Source organism: Emticicia sp. 17c, assembly GCF_037153985.1.
In the GTDB taxonomy this organism is placed as follows: Bacteria; Bacteroidota; Bacteroidia; order Cytophagales; family Spirosomataceae; genus Emticicia.
This window is the reverse complement of the sequence record NZ_JBBAYI010000002.1, coordinates 201,213-219,735: the sequence shown is the minus strand read 5'-3', so window position 1 is coordinate 219,735 and position 18,523 is coordinate 201,213. Positions and strand designations below refer to the sequence as shown.

At 39.8% G+C, this 18,523-nt stretch carries 17 protein-coding genes; all 17 read left to right on the top strand.

Annotated features, from left to right (window positions below):
- The first annotated feature begins 199 nt into the window (after positions 1-199).
- The 17 genes from WAA15_RS05450 (at position 200) to WAA15_RS05370 (ending at position 18,507) form a co-directional block, all read left to right on the top strand.
- The gene (locus WAA15_RS05450) at positions 200-1,444 is read left to right on the top strand and encodes a c-type cytochrome (RefSeq protein WP_337041556.1); all 1,245 of its coding nucleotides are present in this window, start codon (positions 200-202) and stop codon (positions 1,442-1,444) included.
- A gap of 101 nt (positions 1,445-1,545) precedes the next feature.
- Positions 1,546-4,584: a TAT-variant-translocated molybdopterin oxidoreductase gene (locus WAA15_RS05445; protein ID WP_337041555.1), complete on the top strand. Its 3,039-nt coding sequence runs from the start codon at positions 1,546-1,548 to the stop codon at positions 4,582-4,584.
- A 61-nt stretch (positions 4,585-4,645) separates the two neighbouring features.
- Positions 4,646-6,025 carry an NrfD/PsrC family molybdoenzyme membrane anchor subunit gene (gene nrfD, locus WAA15_RS05440; RefSeq protein WP_337041554.1) on the top strand — a complete coding sequence of 460 codons (1,380 nt, stop codon included), beginning with the start codon at positions 4,646-4,648 and terminating at the stop codon, positions 6,023-6,025.
- 31 nt (positions 6,026-6,056) lie between these two features.
- The gene (locus WAA15_RS05435) at positions 6,057-6,578 is read left to right on the top strand and encodes a DUF3341 domain-containing protein (RefSeq protein ID WP_337041553.1); all 522 of its coding nucleotides are present in this window, start codon (positions 6,057-6,059) and stop codon (positions 6,576-6,578) included.
- Positions 6,579-6,687: 109 nt separating this feature from the next.
- Positions 6,688-7,302, top strand: a complete 615-nt coding sequence (locus tag WAA15_RS05430) for a cytochrome c (protein ID WP_337041552.1) — start codon at positions 6,688-6,690, stop codon at positions 7,300-7,302.
- 88 nt (positions 7,303-7,390) lie between these two features.
- Positions 7,391-8,731: a quinol:cytochrome C oxidoreductase gene (locus tag WAA15_RS05425; RefSeq protein WP_337041551.1), complete on the top strand. Its 1,341-nt coding sequence runs from the start codon at positions 7,391-7,393 to the stop codon at positions 8,729-8,731.
- 91 nt (positions 8,732-8,822) lie between these two features.
- On the top strand, positions 8,823-9,953 hold the full coding sequence (locus WAA15_RS05420) for a cytochrome c oxidase subunit II (protein ID WP_337041550.1): 1,131 nt from the start codon (positions 8,823-8,825) through the stop codon (positions 9,951-9,953).
- A 40-nt stretch (positions 9,954-9,993) separates the two neighbouring features.
- The gene (locus tag WAA15_RS05415; protein WP_337041549.1) at positions 9,994-11,871 is read left to right on the top strand and encodes a cytochrome c oxidase subunit I; all 1,878 of its coding nucleotides are present in this window, start codon (positions 9,994-9,996) and stop codon (positions 11,869-11,871) included.
- Between the two features lie 58 nt (positions 11,872-11,929).
- Entirely contained in the window at positions 11,930-12,907 is a 978-nt protein-coding gene (locus WAA15_RS05410) for a COX15/CtaA family protein (RefSeq protein ID WP_337041547.1), read from the top strand.
- Positions 12,907-13,788 (top strand): heme o synthase, encoded by an 882-nt coding sequence (gene cyoE / locus WAA15_RS05405; protein ID WP_337041546.1) that lies wholly within the window; start codon positions 12,907-12,909, stop codon positions 13,786-13,788. The genes WAA15_RS05410 and cyoE overlap by 1 nt, the downstream gene beginning before the upstream one ends.
- Before the next feature lie 23 nt (positions 13,789-13,811).
- Positions 13,812-14,411, top strand: a complete 600-nt coding sequence (locus tag WAA15_RS05400; protein ID WP_337041545.1) for a cytochrome c oxidase subunit 3 — start codon at positions 13,812-13,814, stop codon at positions 14,409-14,411.
- Between the two features lie 69 nt (positions 14,412-14,480).
- Positions 14,481-15,227 carry a cytochrome c oxidase subunit 3 gene (locus WAA15_RS05395; protein ID WP_337041543.1) on the top strand — a complete coding sequence of 249 codons (747 nt, stop codon included), beginning with the start codon at positions 14,481-14,483 and terminating at the stop codon, positions 15,225-15,227.
- 71 nt (positions 15,228-15,298) lie between these two features.
- The gene (locus tag WAA15_RS05390) at positions 15,299-15,637 is read left to right on the top strand and encodes a cytochrome C oxidase subunit IV family protein (RefSeq protein ID WP_337041541.1); all 339 of its coding nucleotides are present in this window, start codon (positions 15,299-15,301) and stop codon (positions 15,635-15,637) included.
- Complete coding sequence (locus WAA15_RS05385) at positions 15,634-16,338, top strand: SCO family protein (protein WP_337041540.1); 705 nt, start codon at positions 15,634-15,636, stop codon at positions 16,336-16,338. The genes WAA15_RS05390 and WAA15_RS05385 overlap by 4 nt, the downstream gene beginning before the upstream one ends.
- 12 nt (positions 16,339-16,350) lie before the next feature.
- Positions 16,351-16,881, top strand: coding sequence for a DUF420 domain-containing protein (locus WAA15_RS05380; RefSeq protein WP_337041539.1), 531 nt, complete (start codon positions 16,351-16,353; stop codon positions 16,879-16,881).
- 4 nt (positions 16,882-16,885) lie between these two features.
- Positions 16,886-17,140 carry a hypothetical protein gene (locus WAA15_RS05375; protein WP_337041537.1) on the top strand — a complete coding sequence of 85 codons (255 nt, stop codon included), beginning with the start codon at positions 16,886-16,888 and terminating at the stop codon, positions 17,138-17,140.
- Positions 17,141-17,304: 164 nt separating this feature from the next.
- A complete protein-coding gene (locus WAA15_RS05370) occupies positions 17,305-18,507 on the top strand; it encodes a Gfo/Idh/MocA family protein (RefSeq protein ID WP_337041535.1) in 1,203 nt (400 codons plus the stop codon).
- Positions 18,508-18,523 lie beyond the last annotated feature (16 nt).

The window sequence follows — 18,523 nt, the reverse complement described above, 5'->3', positions numbered from 1 at the left end:
CATTCCAGTAATATCGCTATATGTGGATTACGGAATGGTATTTTTTGTTAAGACGCTTATAGTCAAGGGTTTATGTTTTTATTTAAAATTATTCTAAATTACTGTAAAAAATAAAAAAAGTTAAAAAACCTATTTGATTGAATACAATCGTAGCGTAGTTTTGCAGTCTGAAAATTAGGTTATACTACTTACATATAATATGATTCGTAATTTTTATAAATCAATTTTAGCACTTGCTGTTGTTGTCATGGTTTCATTCAGCAGCGCATTTGCACAAGATTCAACCGCCACCGCGGCAGCACCAGCTGGAGGAGGAGATACAGCCAAAGGAGAAACGTTATTCAAAAATAACTGTGCTCAATGTCATGCTCCTACCAACGAACAAGTAGTAGGCCCTGGCTTAGCCGGAATCGAGTCTCGCAGAGACTTCGCTTGGCTTAAAAAATGGATTAACAATCCGATGGGTGTTGTAGCCAGCGGCGACAAATACGCTGTTGAGCTCTTCAACAAGTTTAACAAAACCCAGATGACAGCTTTCCCGAACTTCACTGATGATGACGTGAAAGCAATTCTGGCGTATGTAAAAAGTGCTTCAACGCCAACTACTACCGAAACGAAAGGCCCTAATGGCGGCGGCGATGCCAAAGCAACTGATACAGGTAGCGGTAAGTTCATTAATGTTATCTTGGTTTCTTTGTTAGTAATTATGGGCTTGGTACTAGTTGCCTTGCTAGGTATTCTACAATTACTTAACAAACTTACTGGTGGTAGCACTACTGAAGGCGTTCCAAGTACTTCATTTGGTGAAAGACTTCAGAATGGTATTAAAAATGTGGTAGCCAATAAAACTGTTCGTACAGCTGTTATCTGGGTATTCGTTCTTTTAGCAACCAAAGCTACTTTCGATGGTCTTTACGGCATAGGTATTCATCAAGGATACGCTCCTAAACAACCTATTGCTTTCTCTCACAAGCTGCACGCCGGCGAAATGAAAATCAATTGTGCTTACTGCCATACAGGCGTGTACAAAGGAAAACAATCAGGTATTCCTTCGGCAAATATCTGTATGAACTGCCACAACACTATCAAACGTGAGTCGCCAGAAATTCAGAAAATATATACAGCTATCCAGAACGATAAGCCTATTGAATGGGTACGTGTACACAACCTGCCTGACCTAGCTTATTTCAACCACGCTCAACATACTAATGTAGGTGGTCTTGATTGTAAAAACTGTCATGGCGAAATCGACAAAATGGAAGTTGTACAACAACGTTCTACTTTAACAATGGGATGGTGTGTTGATTGCCACCGTAAAACGGAAGTAAACGGCAAAAACAATGCTTACTACGACAAGCTGATGGAAGCACACAGCATGGCAAGCAAAAACACAATGAAAGTAGAAGATATCGGTGGATTAGAGTGTGCAAGATGCCACTATTAATCTTGTATCATTACACAAAGCAGAATAAATTAATTAACATAGATATTAAGTCCGTTTAACAGGATTTAAAAATATAAATACTTAAATCAGCAGTTATGCTCATGGAGAATACTAATAAAAGGTATTGGAAAGGGGTTGAAGAATTAAAAAACGATATTGAGTTTGTAAAAAATGCAAATCGTGAGTTTAATTTAGACGATATTGACACAGTCGAACCTACGCACCGCCGTGATTTCTTGAAAGTGTTAGGCTTTGGGGTAGCAGCCGTTTCATTGGCCGCTTGCGACGCACCCGTTCGTAAAGCTATTCCTTATCTTAACAAACCTGAAGACGTAGAGCCGGGTATCCCGAACTGGTATGCCTCGACTTATGCAGAAGGTGGCGACTACTCAAGCATTCTGGTAAAAACCCGTGAGGGGCGTCCTGTTAAAATCGAAGGTAACAAGATGTCAAGCCTTACAAGAGGTGGAGTGAGTGCAAGAGTGCATGCATCTGTTTTGAGCCTGTACGATAACGAGAAACTGAAAAATCCTAAAAAAGGAACCAGCGATATTTCTTGGGAAGACCTTGACAAAGAAGTTGTAGCAGGTTTATCGAAAGGAGGTAACATCCGTATTGTTTCAAATACTATTCTTTCTCCTACGTTTAAGAAAGTTATTGCTGATTTTATTGCAAAATACCCATCTGCGAAACACGTTACTTATGATGCTAACTCTGTTTCAGGATTAATTCAAGCCAATAGCGAATCATTCAATCAGGCAGTTGTACCAAGCTACGATTTTAGCAAAGCTAAAGTAATGGTGGGTATCAACGCCGATTTCTTAGGTACTTGGATTTCGCCAGATGTTTATGCAGCACAATGGGCTGACACACGCCGTTTGAGTAGTGCTAAAGGTGGTAAAAGAGAAATGTCTCGTCATTTCCAGTTTGAAACCGGAATGACAATTACAGGCGCATCTGCTGACTATCGTTCAATGATTAAACCTTCGCAAGAAGGAGCAGTAGTTGTTGCTTTATATAATAAAGTTGCTGCCGCTTTAGGAAGCGCACCAATTTCAGGCCCTGCTGTTGAGGTACAAAACCTTGACAAATGTGCTAAAGAATTAGTAGCAGCTAAAGGTGCTTCAATTGTAGTTTCTGGATCGAACAATCCGGCTATTCAAACAGTAGTTAATGCACTGAATAGCTTGCTACAAAACTACGGAACTACCATTGACCTCGGAAATCCTGTAAATTTCCGTCAAGGAAACGATGCCGAAATGAATGCCTTCATTAATGAAGTAAAAGGCGGACAAGTAAGCACTGTATTGTTCCTTTCAAACCCTGTATATGACCACATCAGAGGTGCCGAACTAGGCGAAGCACTTGGTAAAGTAGCTACTTCGGTATCGTTTGCTGCAAAAGCTGACGAAACAGCCTCTAAATGTAAATATATTGCTCCTGCTCCTCATTATCTGGAGTCTTGGGGTGACGCAGAACCTAAAAAAGGTTTCTACTCATTAATGCAGCCTACAATTTCTCTTATTTACAATACACGTCAGGCTGAATCAAGTTTATTAACATGGATTGGTGTTTCAAATGATTATCAGGCTTATCTGAAATCAAACTGGTCAAAAAATATTCTTTCTGGTGGTAAATCGTGGGTACAAGCCTTGCATGATGGCGTATATGAGCCAGGTGCAAGTGCAACAGCCTCGGGTGCTTCATTCGGCGGAAATCTAGCCGCAGCAGCGTCAGCTATTGCAGCTATTAAAGGTTCAGGTATTGAACTTTCAGCGTTTGAGTCTATCGCTATCGGAACGGGTGCACAGGCAAACAACCCTTGGTTGCAGGAAATGCCAGACCCAATTTCAAAAGTAACTTGGGAAAACACCATTGCTATCTCTGAAAAAACAGCAAAAGAAGCAGGTATTGCTCAAGGTGACTGGGCTACACTAACAGTAGGAGGCAAGTCTATCGAATTACCTGTGTTAATTCAGCCGGGTCAGACACATAACACAGTTTCTGTCGCTATTGGTTATGGCCGTACAGCCGCAGGTAAAGCCGGAAACGTTGGTGCTAATGTATTAACATTATTATCAAACGGACAATTCTGGGCAAATGATGTTAAGCTAGCAAAAACAAAAAGTAATTATACATTAGCTCAAACACAAACACACAATACTGTAATGGGCCGTGAGGCAGTAATTCAGGAGTCGGTGTTGAGCGAATACGTGAAGAATGTAAAAGCTGGTCGTTTTGAACCAACAATACAAACTTCAGAAGGTATCAAACGTGCTAACCAGATTACCCTCTGGAATGGACACGAGAAGAAAAACCATAGCTGGGGAATGGTAATTGACCTGAACCTTTGCCACGGTTGCGGTGCTTGTTTAGTAAGCTGCCAAGCTGAAAACAACGTACCAGTTGTAGGTAAAGCAGAGGTAGCCCGCGCCAGAGAAATGCACTGGATTCGTCTGGATCGTTATTATAGCTCTGATGCTCCACATGAAGAAGGTTACAGCCCAAGCGGCTTCAAAGCTATGGAAATAGCTTCTGAAAACCCTGAGGTTGTTTTCCAACCTATGATGTGCCAACACTGTTCAAACGCTCCTTGTGAAACAGTTTGTCCGGTTCTGGCAACCACTCATAGCTCAGAAGGCCTTAACCAAATGACTTATAACCGTTGTATCGGTACACGTTATTGTGCCAACAACTGCCCTTATAAAGTACGTCGTTTCAACTGGTTCAAATACTTTGAAAACGATAATTTTGATTACCACATGAATAACGACTTGGGCCGTATGGTACTTAACCCAGACGTAACAGTTCGTTCAAGAGGGGTAATTGAAAAATGTTCAATGTGTGTGCAACGTATTCAGGCAGGTAAATTAGTAGCTAAAAAAGAACACCGCCGCCCAGTTGACGGAGAAATCCAGACAGCTTGTTCGCAGTCTTGTCCTACTAATGCAATCGTGTTTGGTGATATGTTAGACCCAGAGTCACAAATCTCTAAAATCTTGTCAGTAGAAAAAGAAGGAAGAGCGTTCCACGTATTAGAAGAGATTAACGTTCAGCCACAATTGAGCTATCTGACTAAGATTCGTAACAAAGAAGGTGTTGCAAAATCAGAAGTTAAACACGAAGAACATCATTCGTAATTTTGACTGAAACCAGTCACTTTAGTTAAGAAAATAGCATATTCAATAAATAAAAAAAACTATGCACGTAGTTTCACCTATAAGAGAAACTTTAGTATTGAGTGGTAAAACCTACCACGATGTAACTGAAGACATTTGTAAACAGGTTGAAGGAAAACCTACCAAAGAGTGGAAAATTGTATTCGGAATCTCAGTGTTAGTATTACTGTATGGTACTGCATGGGTATGTTGGACTTGGTGGGAAGGTCTCGGCGTATGGGGATTGAATAAAACCGTAGGTTGGGCGTGGGACATCACCAACTTCGTATGGTGGGTAGGTATCGGTCACGCCGGAACACTTATTTCAGCCGTACTATTGTTATTCCGTCAGAAATGGAGAACATCAATTAACCGTGCTGCTGAAGCGATGACAATCTTTGCCGTAATTTGTGCGGCGTCATTCATCGTAATGCACATGGGGCGTCCGTGGTTAGCTTACTTCGCATTACCATTGCCTAATACCTTTGGTTCTTTGTGGGTAAACTTTAACTCACCTCTTGTTTGGGACGTATTCGCCATTTCGACTTATTTCTCAGTATCTTGTTTGTTCTGGTATATCGGTCTTATTCCTGACCTTGCTACCATCCGCGACCGTGCAACAGGCATTCGTAAAAAAGTTTATGGTGCTTTAGCGCTAGGCTGGACAGGTGGTGCAAGAGGCTGGGCCAGATATGAAGATGTGTCATTGATTCTTGCTGGTCTTTCAACACCACTCGTACTTTCGGTACACACCATCGTATCTTTCGACTTTGCAACTTCCGTAATTCCAGGATGGCACACTACTATCTTCCCTCCATACTTCGTAGCTGGTGCTATTTTCTCTGGCTTTGCCATGGTGCAAAACCTGATGCTCATAACACGCGTAGTATATAAACTAGAAGATTACGTAACTTTAGAGCATATCTCATTAATGAATAAAATCATTACCCTAACAGGTTCAGTTGTAGGTATTGCTTATATTACAGAGTTTTTTATTGCAGCTTATTCGGGTGTTGAATACGAAAAATATGCGTTCATTAACCGTGCTACGGGTCCGCTTTGGTGGTCTTATGCAGCCATGATGTTCTGTAACGTGGTTTCTCCTCAGTTGTTCTGGTTCGAGAAAATCCGTAGAAACATCGTAGTGTCGTTCTTTATGGCAGTAGTTGTAAACATCGGTATGTGGTTTGAGCGTTTCGTAATCATTGTAACTTCGCTTCACAGAGATTATCTACCATCAAGCTGGACGTACTTTACGCCACGTTTGGGGGATATTTCAGACTATATTTTCTCTTTTGGTTTCTTCTTTACAGCATTCTTATTATTTGCCAAGTTCTTACCAGTTATTAACATGGCCGAGGTAAAATCTGTATTGAAATCATCATCAGAAAAGTATCCTGGAAAAGAAAAGAAAACAGCATAATCAATAAGAATCAAGAAACCATTATCAGACAATGGCAGATAACAAATATTTAGTTGGTGTTTTTGACGACGAAGATGAAGTTTTACACGCAGTCGGAGAAGTAAGACACAGTGGTATTAAAATCCATGAAGTATATAGCCCTTTCGCTATTCACGGTCTTGACCGTGCGTTAGGGTATAGCCGCCCAAGAATGGGTATCGCAGCTTTCTTGTTCGGTATTACCGGAACTTGCTGCGCTTTATTGCTGACTTTCTGGACTATGGGTATTGACTGGCCTATTAACGTAGGGGGTAAGAATTTCTTCCCATTCCCAACTAACGTACCTATTATGTTCGAGCTGACAGTGCTTTTAGCTTCTTTTGGTATGGCATTTACTTTCTTTATCATGGAAGGTATGGGGCCAACTGCAAAGCCAATCATCTTTGACGAAAGAAGTTCCGATGATAAATTTGTAATGGCGATTGATTTATCTAAAAACAAATTGTCAGAAGGCGAAATTACCACTATCTTGAAAAAATCAGGTGCGTCAGAGGTAAACGTGAAAGAAGCCTAATTAAAGAAAACAAGGAGTAGGCCAACGGCTATTCGAATCAATATACAAACAGAACATTGATGAGTATCAGAAAACTGACTCATACAATTATACATTAATTTGTTTTCAAATGAAATTTTCAGTCAGAAATATCACGCTTGCGGTAGCAGTAACAACTTTCTCAGCGGTTGTTTTGTCATCATGCCATGATAACAACAGTACAGGCTGGGAGTTCGCTCCTAATATGTACAATTCTCGTGCCTATGAACCATTAACACAATGGCGTGAAAATAAAGTGAATCCTGATGGCAAGAATATGCGTACGCCAGTAGCGGGTACTATTCCTCGTTCAAACTACCATACTTCATTTTTACAAGATGACAGTACCGTGGTTAATGACCTGATGATTTACAACCTGCCAAAGGATAGTATTGCAGTTGCAGAAGTAACTTTAAAGAACCCTATTCCGTGGTCTGATGCAGTAGAAGAAGAAGGAAAGGTGCTTTATGAAAGAAACTGCCAACATTGCCATGGCGAGAAAGGTGCAGGCGATGGCCCCGTAGGTAAAGTCTACAAAGGTGTGCCTAACTATGCTACCGACGCTTATAAAAACATGAACGATGGACACATCTTCCACGTAATTACTTACGGAAAAGGTCGTATGTGGCCACATGCCTCACAGGTAAACCCTGAAGAACGCTGGAAAATAGTTCATTACGTACACAGATTACAATTAGGAAATTAATAACGCACCCCCATCCCCTAAAGGGGCGTGTTAGGAAATATTATCATGATTACCCCTCTTTAGGGGCGGGGTTCAAATTTCAAGAATAATGGCTCATAATACTCACGAAATTCCTTCAACAGAAGAAAGATTTGAGTTTACATCCGAATCTAAAAGCAAATTATTAATTGCTGCAGCCTTAGGTGTGGTTTTGGTTGCACTCGGAATGTTTCTTTTACATAAAGGCTGGTCAATAGGTGTTTGGGAATCACATGGTGCTGAACACGGAGCAGCTGCCGGACATGAAGGCGGCCACGCTGCACATGGTGGTGGCGAACACGGAGCAACCTTGATAAACCGCCTGATTGCCAACCTGTGGATGAACAGTGTATATTTTCTTGGAATTTCGGTGGTTGGTATGTTCTTCATGGCCTACAACTATGTAGCAAAGGCCGGATGGTCAGTATCTATCAAACGTGTAGCTGAAGCATTCCCTTCGTTTATCATTGTTCCAGGTCTTATCCTGATTATTTTATTTGCTATCCCTTCTACACGTCACATGATTCTTCACTGGACACACCACGGAATCATGGAAAAAGGAAGTGAAAACTACGATAAAGTAATTGCAACGAAATCATGGTACCTTAACCTTCCATTCTACGCAATCCGTTTGGTTGCTTATGTAGGTGTATGGTATTTCTTATGGACTTTAGTTCGTAAATACTCTTTGTTGGAAGAACAAGAAGGTGGCTTGGATAACTACTATAAAAGCCGCAATATTTCTAAAATATTCTTGTTATTCTTCGCTGTTACCTCTTCAACCTCAGCTTGGGACTTGTCGATGTCAATCGATACACACTGGTTCTCAACCATGTTCGGTTGGTATCATCTAGCAAGCTGGCACGTAGCAGGCTTGGCAGCTATTATGTTGGCAGTATTAATCTTGAAAGATAAAGGCTATTTGAAAGCAGTAAATGACAGCCACCTACATGACTTAGGTAAATTCATTTTCGGTTTCTCAATTTTCTGGACATACGTTTGGTTCTCGCAGTATCTATTAATTTTCTACGCTAACTTACCAGAAGAAACTATCTACTTCCGTGAGCGTTTCACAGGTTATGGCGGGCGTTACTGGTGGCCATTCCATATAAACTTTGTGCTTAATTTCTTCTTCCCGATTCTTGTCCTGATGGCAAGAGATTCAAAAAGAAGACCAACTTTCTTGAAATTGGCTTGTGGTGCTATTCTGGTTGGTCACTGGTTTGACTTCTACCAAATGCACATGCCTGGTATTGCAAAAGACCAGGGAGGTATCGGAATTATTGAATGGGGAACAACACTTACTTTTGCCTCATTGTTTATCTTCTTCGTTGGAAGAGAATTGGCAAAAGCAAATCTTTATCCGAAAAAACACCCATTCCTTGAGGAAAGTTTGCACCACGACATCTAACAGAATGTCAGGTAATTTAAATGAATATTATCGAATAATTTTTTATAGAATACAAGGATTAAGTACTTATAACTTGTAAATTTTTAGTAACATGACCTTATTAATTGTTATTTTAGCTGTTGTGTTTTTGATATTAACCATTATGGTTATTTCTAAAACCCAAACTCTATTGAAAGGTGTAAAGAAAGAGTCAGAAGTAGAAGACACAATCACTGATGGAGCAAACAACATGAATGCTATTGGATTATTTGTGTTCTGGGTTGTAAGTGTTGTTGGTGTAGTTTGGTCATTTAACTATGCAAAGAAAGACTTCTTAATATCTTTTGGAGACCTGCCAACGGCTTCTTCTGCGCATGGAAAAGATACCGACTACTGGTTCTGGTTTGGTATGACTGTTATTACAATAGCTTTCTTCGTTGTTAATACTGTATTATTTTATTTTCCATTAAAATACCGCTATAACAAAAACCGTAAAGCATATTTCTACCCTCATAACAATACGCTCGAAATAGTGTGGACGCTTATTCCGGCAATTGTAATGGCAGGCTTAGTATTTACAGGCTTGACAGTTTGGAACCGCGTAATGTCAGATGCACCGAAAGATGCAGAAGTAATTGAAATTATGGGTAAACAATTCGGATGGCAAGTGCGTTATGGTGGTGTAGATGATGAAAAACTAGGAAACTATAATTATAAATTAATTAACGACGCCGAAGGTAACGAATTTGGAATAGATTTCACAGATGAACACTCATTTGATGACTTTACAAGTAACACCGAAATACATATTCCGAAAGGAAAACCTGTGTTGTTGAAAATCAGAGCAAGAGATGTATTGCACAGCGTATTTATACCACATATGCGTGTGAAAATGGATGCAGTGCCAGGTATGCCAACTAAGTTCTGGTTCGTTGCTGAAAAAAGTACAGCCGATATGCGTGCTGAATTAGGTAATCCAGATTTTAAATATGAAATCGCTTGTACAGAAGTTTGTGGACGTAGCCACTTTGCCATGAAACTCTTATTAGTAGTTGATGAGCCAGCTGACTATGCAAAATGGAAAAAAGAGCAAAAATCTTTATTAGCTACCAAGCCTGAGTTCATTGAAAAAGTGCCAGCGAACCTGAAAGCAAAAGCAATGAAGTATATTACGCCTGAAGCAAGCTCTGACAGCACGACTGCTTCAACAGGAGGAGCAACAACCTCAGCATCGTTGAGATAATTAATACGTAACTAGAAAAAAATTTAAAAAATAGTAATATATGGCAGCAGTAGCACACGCAGACGTACATGCCAACGAACATGAGCACGCTCACGAGCACCATGAGCAGAGTTTCATCAGAAAGTATATTTTTTCTGAAGACCATAAAGTAATTGCTAAGCAATACTTGATTACTGGTATTGTGTGGGCTTTGATTGGCGGTTTCTTGTCGTTAGTGTTTCGTCTACAATTAGGTTTTCCGGGAATTGACTTAGGTTGGTTAAAACCTATTCTTGGAGAAAGATGGTTTGATGAAGCGGGTAAGCTAGACCCTAACTATTACATTGCACTTGTAACAATGCACGGAACCATCATGGTATTCTTTGTATTAACAGCTGGTTTGAGTGGTACTTTCTCAAACTTCCTTATACCGTTACAAATTGGTGCAAGAGATATGGCATCAGGATTTATCAATATGTTATCATACTGGTTCTTCTTCTTGTCAAGCGTTATTATGTTTGCGTCATTATTTGTTCATGATGGTCCTGCCGGTGGTGGTTGGGTAATTTATCCGCCATTGAGTGCATTGAAAGATGCTGCTCCGGGTTCAGGAACGGGTATGACTCTCTGGTTGGTTAGTATGGCTATCTTTATTGTATCAAGTTTATTAGGTAGTGTGAACTACGTAACTACCGTTATTAATTTACGTACAAGAGGGATGACTTTCGATAAAATGCCTCTTACAATCTGGGCATTTACTTTCACTGCTATTCTGGGTATTTTATCATTCCCTGTACTATTTTCTGCGGCCCTATTATTGATTTTTGACCGTAGTTTCGGAACTAGTTTCTATCTGTCAGATATTTATATTAACGGACAAGCATTGCCTAACCAAGGTGGTAGCCCTATCTTATTCCAGCACTTATTCTGGTTCTTGGGCCACCCTGAGGTATATATCGTAATCCTTCCGGCATTAGGTATGACATCTGAAATCATTGCTACTAACTCTAGAAAACCAATTTTCGGTTACAGAGCCATGATTTTCTCAATGCTAGGTATCATGTTCCTTGCGTTCATTGTATGGGCTCACCACATGTTCATGACAGGTATGAACCCATTCCTTGGTTCAGTATTCATGCTCTTAACCCTGATTATCGCGGTACCGTCGGCCGTTAAAGCCTTCAACTATATCACAACCATGTGGAGAGGTAATATCGTATTTACTCCTGCCATGATGTTCTCAATTGGGCTGGTATCGTTCTTCGTATCAGGTGGTGTAACGGGTATTATTCTAGGAAACAGTGCGCTTGATATTCAATTACACGATACTTACTTTGTGGTAGCTCACTTCCACTTAGTAATGGGTTCTGCTGCTTTCTTTGGTATGGTTGCTGGTGTTTATCATTGGTTCCCTAAAATGTTCGGCAGAATGATGAACTCTACTTTAGGGTATATTCACTTCTGGATTACATTCGCAGGGGTATATGTGGTATTCTTCCCACAACACTATCTGGGTATTGCAGGTTTCCCAAGAAGATACTACTCTTACACAGGTTTTGATTTTACCAATAAATATCAGGATTTAGCAGAACTTAGTACAATTGCGGCAATCGTAGTATTTGCAGCAAATATAATCTTCTTGTTTAACTTCTTCTATTCAATGTTCTGGGGTAAAAAAGCAACAGCTAACCCTTGGAGATCGAATACATTGGAGTGGACAACACCTGTAAATCCAGGGCATGGTAACTGGGAAGGCGAAATTCCGGTAGTTTACCGTTGGCCTTACGATTACAGCAAACCAGGTGCAGCAGAAGATTTTATTCCACAGAATATCCCGTTTTCGGCTACTCTTGAGTCAAATCTGGAGCATGAAAACGAATTGATACAAGAGGAAAAAGAAATTGAAGGAATTAAATTCAATCATGCTATTCCTGATTGATAAAGATTTTACGAGTGAATAGCTTTAGCAATAAAGCTATTCACTAAATAATAAAATCATGGTAACTTTCAGAAAACTTGGTGTCTGGACAATCGGAGCGGTTTATTTACTGATTTTGGTGGGAGGTATTGTTCGAGCAACGGGTTCAGGAATGGGATGTCCTGACTGGCCAAAATGCTTTGGTACATGGGTTCCTCCAACTGACATATCTCAGTTACCTGCTAATTATAAAGAAATCTTTGGAGCAAAGTTAAAAGGCGAAGTCGAGTTCAACGCTGTTAAAACATGGGTTGAATATATAAATCGACTCGTGGGAGTGTCGATAGGTATTCTTATCTTTGCAACATTTATCGCTTCTGTTCGTTCCTTCTGGAGAAAAGACAGAACCATAGTCTGGCTAAGTTTCATTGCATTTATTCTAGTAGGATTTGAAGGATGGTTGGGTTCAAAAGTAGTATCAACAGAACTTCATCCGGTTATGATTACCTTGCACATGTTATTATCAGTAATAATTGTGTTTGTGTTATTATATGCAGTAGCGAGGTCATATAATTCAGTACTGGAAGTTGAAGATATTAAAGAATCATTTTCAATAAGTTTTTTGCTCTCATTACTGATATTACTTACGCTTGGTCAGGTATTATTAGGTACGCAGGTAAGAGAAGTGGTTGACCAAGTGGCAGCTATAATGGGAGAACACCTGAGAAATGATTGGGTGGCCCAGCTTGGAGGAAAATTTGAACTCCATAAATGGTTCTCTTTAGTGGTTTTAGGCTTGCATATTGCGTTTATATATAGAATACTCAAAAACAACGCTCATAGAGGTATTATCTATCGTTTTTCGATTAGTTTGATAACTCTCATAGCAATCGAGATGGCTTCAGGCTTGATTTTAGCTTATTTGGGTCTTCCGGCGTATGCTCAGCCAGTACATCTAACCATTGCTATTCTTATTTTAGGAGTTCAGTTTGTGTTGTATTTGTTATTAAACAAAGAGCGGGTTTTCAGAGGAGTAACGGCATTTTCATCGAGGTAATGAGTCAATCAGTGAGTCAAAATATAATTAGTGTCAAGCTCAGGGCTTTATACGATATAACCAAGTTCAGGCTATCAGCGACTGTGGTTTTTTCAAGTGCCTTTGGGTACATACTAGGTTCTGATGAAGTAGATTGGTCAAAATTAGTTCTTTTCTGTATTGCAGCGTTTTCAACTACGGCAGCAGCTAATATCATTAACCAGATTATTGAAAAAGATCTGGATAAATTAATGAAACGTACAGAAGACCGGCCAATTCCGAGTGGTAGATTATCAGTAAGAGAAGCTGCCTTTTTCGGTTGGGGGCTGGCCGTAATAGCTATGTATATTCTGTTTTATGAATTTAATTTCAGAGCAGGCTTACTGGCATTGTTATCAATGATACTGTACGGGTTTGTGTATACTCCATTAAAAAGAGTAGGCCCAATAGCTGTGGCAGTAGGTGCTTTACCCGGGGCTTTCCCGCCCATGATAGGCTGGTTAGCTGCAACTAATCATTTCGGATTAGAGCCGGGCATTTTATTCGCTATTCAGTTTTTCTGGCAGTTTCCTCATTTCTGGGCTATTGCTTGGGTATTGGATGAAGATTACAGCAAAGCAGGATTTAAGTTGTTGCCATCTAGTGGTGGCCAGAATCTTAATTCTGCCATTCAGATAATGATTTATACATTGTTTTTGCTACCTCTGTGTTGGGTACCCTACTACATGGGCATGACAGGTATAAATTCGGCCGTAGTGGCCATGGTTTTCGGAGTGCTTTTTGTGATTCAGACTTTTCATTTAATGCGAAAAGTTGACAGAAAAGCCGCTTTACAATTAATGTTTGGGTCGTTTATCTATTTGCCAGTCGTTCAGATTGCCTATTTATTTGATAAAATGTAAGACCCACCTAGATTTTTGACAAGATGAGAGAGAAAGAAATAAAATTACCTTTAAGCAAATTAGGCGAAGAACCTAAGCCTGTTTTATCGGTTAATAAGTGGAAATTCATGGTTTGGCTCTTCATTATTACCATTATTATGCTTTTTGCTTCACAAACAAGTGCATATCTGGTAAGAAGAGCAGAAGGTAACTGGGTTGAGTTTAATATTCCAACAATTTTCTGGTTTAGTACGCTTGTATTGATAATAAGTAGTGGTTTTATGCACGTTTCACTTATTTCAGCTAGAAAAAACAACCAGTCGATGTTGAAAATGGCAGTAGCCATTACTTTTATTTTCGGGCTTGCATTTTTAGCAATGCAATACCTTGGTTGGCAAGACCTGCAAAAACAAGGAGTATTTTTAAAGGGGAATCCCTCAGGCTCGTTCTTTTATGTATTTACGGGGTTGCACATGGCACACCTTCTGATAGGGTTAGGTATTCTGATAGGTACATTTATCATGGCTTTCAGAATGAAGATTGATTCAAAAAATACCTTACTCGTAGAAGTGTGCGCAACAGCATGGCATTTCCTTGATTTACTTTGGGTATATTTATTCGTATTTTTATTGTATTTTAGATAAACTTTTTACAATTTCAAGCTTTAAGCAGGCAACATTTATCACCTGTTTGAAACGTAGAAACTATCAGCTATGGCAAGTGCAAATACCTCAACAACCGCTGAACATTTGATGTGGAAAGGTGGAATCCAACCGATGAAAGTTGGTTACGGAAAACTAATGATGTGGATTTTCCTTCTTTCCGATACTTTTACTTTTTCAGCCTTACTTGTTTCTTATGGTTTGGTGCGATTCAGTTTCCCAACCTTCGAAGGATTAAGAAAAAACTTTGAATTTTCAAACGCATGGTGGCCTATCCCCGAGCGCGTATTTGAGGCAGTTCCATTTTTGCATGGTGTGCAGGCTCCGCTGGTATTCGTAGGAATTATGACGTTTATCTTGATTATGAGCTCTGTTACAATGGTGCTAGCGGTTGAAGCCGGCCACCGTCGTGATAAAGCTGATGTTGAGAAATACATGCTTTGGACTATTCTGGGTGGTATTGCGTTCTTAAGCTCACAGGCTTGGGAGTGGACACACTTTATCCACGGAACAGAAGAAGGCTTAACGCTAGCCAACGGTACTAAAGTGTTCGGTGCTAATCTTGTGCAAAATCAATATGGCCCGCCAGCTTTTGCCGATTTCTTCTTCTTTATTACTGGTTTCCACGGAACCCACGTGTTATCAGGAGTAGTGCTTAACGTCTTGGTTTTCTATAATGCTGCTAACGGTGTTTATGAACAAAGAGGACACTACGAAATGGTTGAAAAAGTTGGTCTATACTGGCACTTTGTAGATTTAGTTTGGGTATTCGTATTTACCTTCTTTTATCTTGTATAGACAGATTATAGCATAATGATTTCTGGCGGTACAATCGCCGGATTTGGTTAAACTTAAAATATTGAACTAAAATGGCGCATCATACAGAACACCACGAAGAGAAACTTCCAGCACAAACCAAAGAAATCTGGAAAACGTTTTGGATACTATTAATTATTACTTCATTTGAGTTCGTAATTGCATTTACAGTAGATGCAGACCATTATAAATGGACAAAAATCGGAATCTTCGTGATTCTGACAATTGTAAAGGCTTATTATATTGTGGGTATCTTCATGCACTTAAAACATGAGGTTAAATCCTTAATCTGGACTATAATCCTGCCGTGTATCTTTGTTGTGTGGTTGATTGTTGCATTAATTATCGAAGGTGGATACATCGGGCTTATCCGTAATTTATTTACAAAATGAGTAAAAATACTGTTAAAGCCGGAATACTAATAGTAATATTAGTAATTCCGGCTTTTATCTTTATATTTCTGAAACTGTTCGGAAATAACTATTACAAACTTCCGTACCTGATGCCCGAACTGACCGAAGAAGGGCAAGTGATGATGAAAGGTGCTGACACAGTTTATCATCGGATACCTGATTTTGAACTGATTGACCAAAACGGGCAAAAATTTTCTTCTGCTCAAACAAAAGGTAAAATCTACGTAGCCGACTTCTTCTTCACTCGTTGTGGCACTATCTGCCCTAAATTAAGTTCTTCAATGCTTAGGGTACAGGATATATTTGCCAATGATGCAGACGTGCTTATGGTTTCGCATTCGGTTGACCCTACCCACGACACCCCTGCTGTAATGAAAGAATATGCCAAAAAATATGAGGCCCATGAGGGTAAGTGGTTCTTTCTGACAGGAGATAAAAAAAGTATATATGATTTAGCCATTAAAGGCTACAAATTGCCGGTGGCAGATGCCTCAGAATATGATAAAAACATCAAAAACGTTGATGAGATGTTTATCCATTCAGAGAAAATTCTGCTTATCGATAAAGAGGGGTATATCAGAGGCATTTATGATGGCACCTTCAATGCAGATGTAGAAAGGCTAATTGCAGAAGTAAAAGTATTACAAGAAATATATAAAGACCAAAAAACATCTCGTTAAGAGACCAAAAAAATGGAAGCACGTTTAGAGAAAAAATCCATGTTATGGATAAACGTACTATCGGTAGCTATACCGGTGGTAGTAGCCTTGTTGTTGGGGATTCGTCAGAAATTTGATTTCGGTGCCTGGACCAAAACCTTACCACATGTTATCGGAATCATTAACTCCCTTACCAGTGTTTTATTATTGTATGGGTTCTATTTAATTAAACAAGGAAAAATAGAACAACATAAAAATGTAATGACAGGAGCTTTCCTTTTAGGAGGTTTATTTTTAGTTTGCTATGTGGCGTACCATATCACAAATCAGAGCACAGCATTTGGTGGTGAAGGTTTTGTTCGTTATCTTTATTTCTTCGTTTTGATTAGCCACATTGGGCTTTCTTTTGTTGTTTTGCCGTTGGTGCTAAGAGCATATTATTTTTCATGGACTAACCAGATTGCAAGGCACCGTAAAATTGCAAAAATTGCTTTCCCGATTTGGTTATATGTATCAATTACAGGTGTAATTGCGTATTTAATGATAAGACCTTATTATGTTTAAGAAAATGAAAGCATTCAGAGTTATCATAACTACTATGGTGTTTTTGCTGGTAAGTTGCACATTCACGATGGCACAATGTGCCATGTGCCGAGCAACAGTAGGAAGCAACCTGAGCGAAGGCCGTGGAGTAATAGGAACAGGCATTAATGATGGAATTTTGTACCTGCTGGCTATTACCTATTTGTCAATACCAACGCTTATATTTATCTGGTATCGTAGTGCAAAAAAAGAAATGTTATTGAAATTAGGCCGTAACTAGCCTGTTCTGAAATATTATTGAATAAGACAATCAGGAATCTGCTACTTATTGTGGCAGATTCTTTTTTATTTCCATACCGTACGTTTTCTATTTCTTTATTATCTTGCATCGTGCTTGTATAGACAAGCCTCTTACAATCTATCAACCTTAATAATATTTTAACCATGAGTAACAAACCCCATAGAATTGCCATGTTGGGTACTGGCCTTATTGGCTGGTTTTATACCAAATCTCTGCATGAGCATCGTCGCCCTGACCGTGTGCAAGTTGTTTATTCGAGAAGCGAAGAACGTGGAAAAGCCTTTGCTGAAGAGTGGAATATTCCGAAATATACCACAAGCATGGAAGAGGCTATTAAAGATAAAAGCATTAATACCGTAGTAATAGGCTTGCCAAATGACTTACATTTTGAGGCCATTAAACTATGCTGTAAATACAAAAAAAATGTGCTATGCACTAAGCCTCTGGCACGTACGGGTGCCGAAGCCAAGAAGATGCTCGACATGGTAGAGAAAGCCGGAATATTTCATGGGTATCTGGAAGACCTAGCGTATACGCCCAAAACCTTGCATGCCTTGCAATCGGTTAAAAATGGTGTAATTGGCCGTGTAACTTGGGCGAGGTCACGCGAGGCACACCCTGGCCCGCACTCAAGCTGGTTCTGGGATTTAAAGAAAGCCGGTGGTGGAGCAATTGTTGATTTGGGCTGCCATTGTATAGAAATTGCCCGTAACTACATAGGAAAAGACATAAAACCCGTAGAGGTAATGTGCTGGGCTGCTACGCAGGTAAAACCCATTGAAGCCGAAGATAACGCCATTGCATTGGTAAAATACGCGAATGGAGCCATTGCACAGTTTGAAGTGAGCTGGTCGTTCAGAGGTGGAATGGATTTAAGAGATGAAGTAGCAGGTACAGAGGGGGTAATCAGAACTGACCATTTTATGAGAACAGGTTTCGAGATGTTTACAGCAGCTACCGAAGCCAGTTATGTAGCTGAAAAAGCTGAAAGTGCCTCAGGATGGTTGTTTCCGGTAGGAGATGAGGTAAACTCGCTGGGCTATACACACATGTTTACCGATATGTTCGATAACATGGATAACGGTACCGAACCTATGGAAACTTTTTATGATGGGTATATCGTAAATGCCGTAATAGATGCCTGTTATAAATCGGCTAAGACCAAAAAGTGGGAACCCGTCATGATAAAAGACTGGAGAGGCCGAACTGATGTAACCGAGCCATCGCCATTTGTAGAGTATGATGCCGATCATTGGCATATCAAGGATGAGTTTTTACCCGATGGCCGCAAGAAAGTCATTCTGAAAGAAAAAACCACGGGGAATATCATTCAGCGAGTAATATAACAGTAGAGTGGGGAGT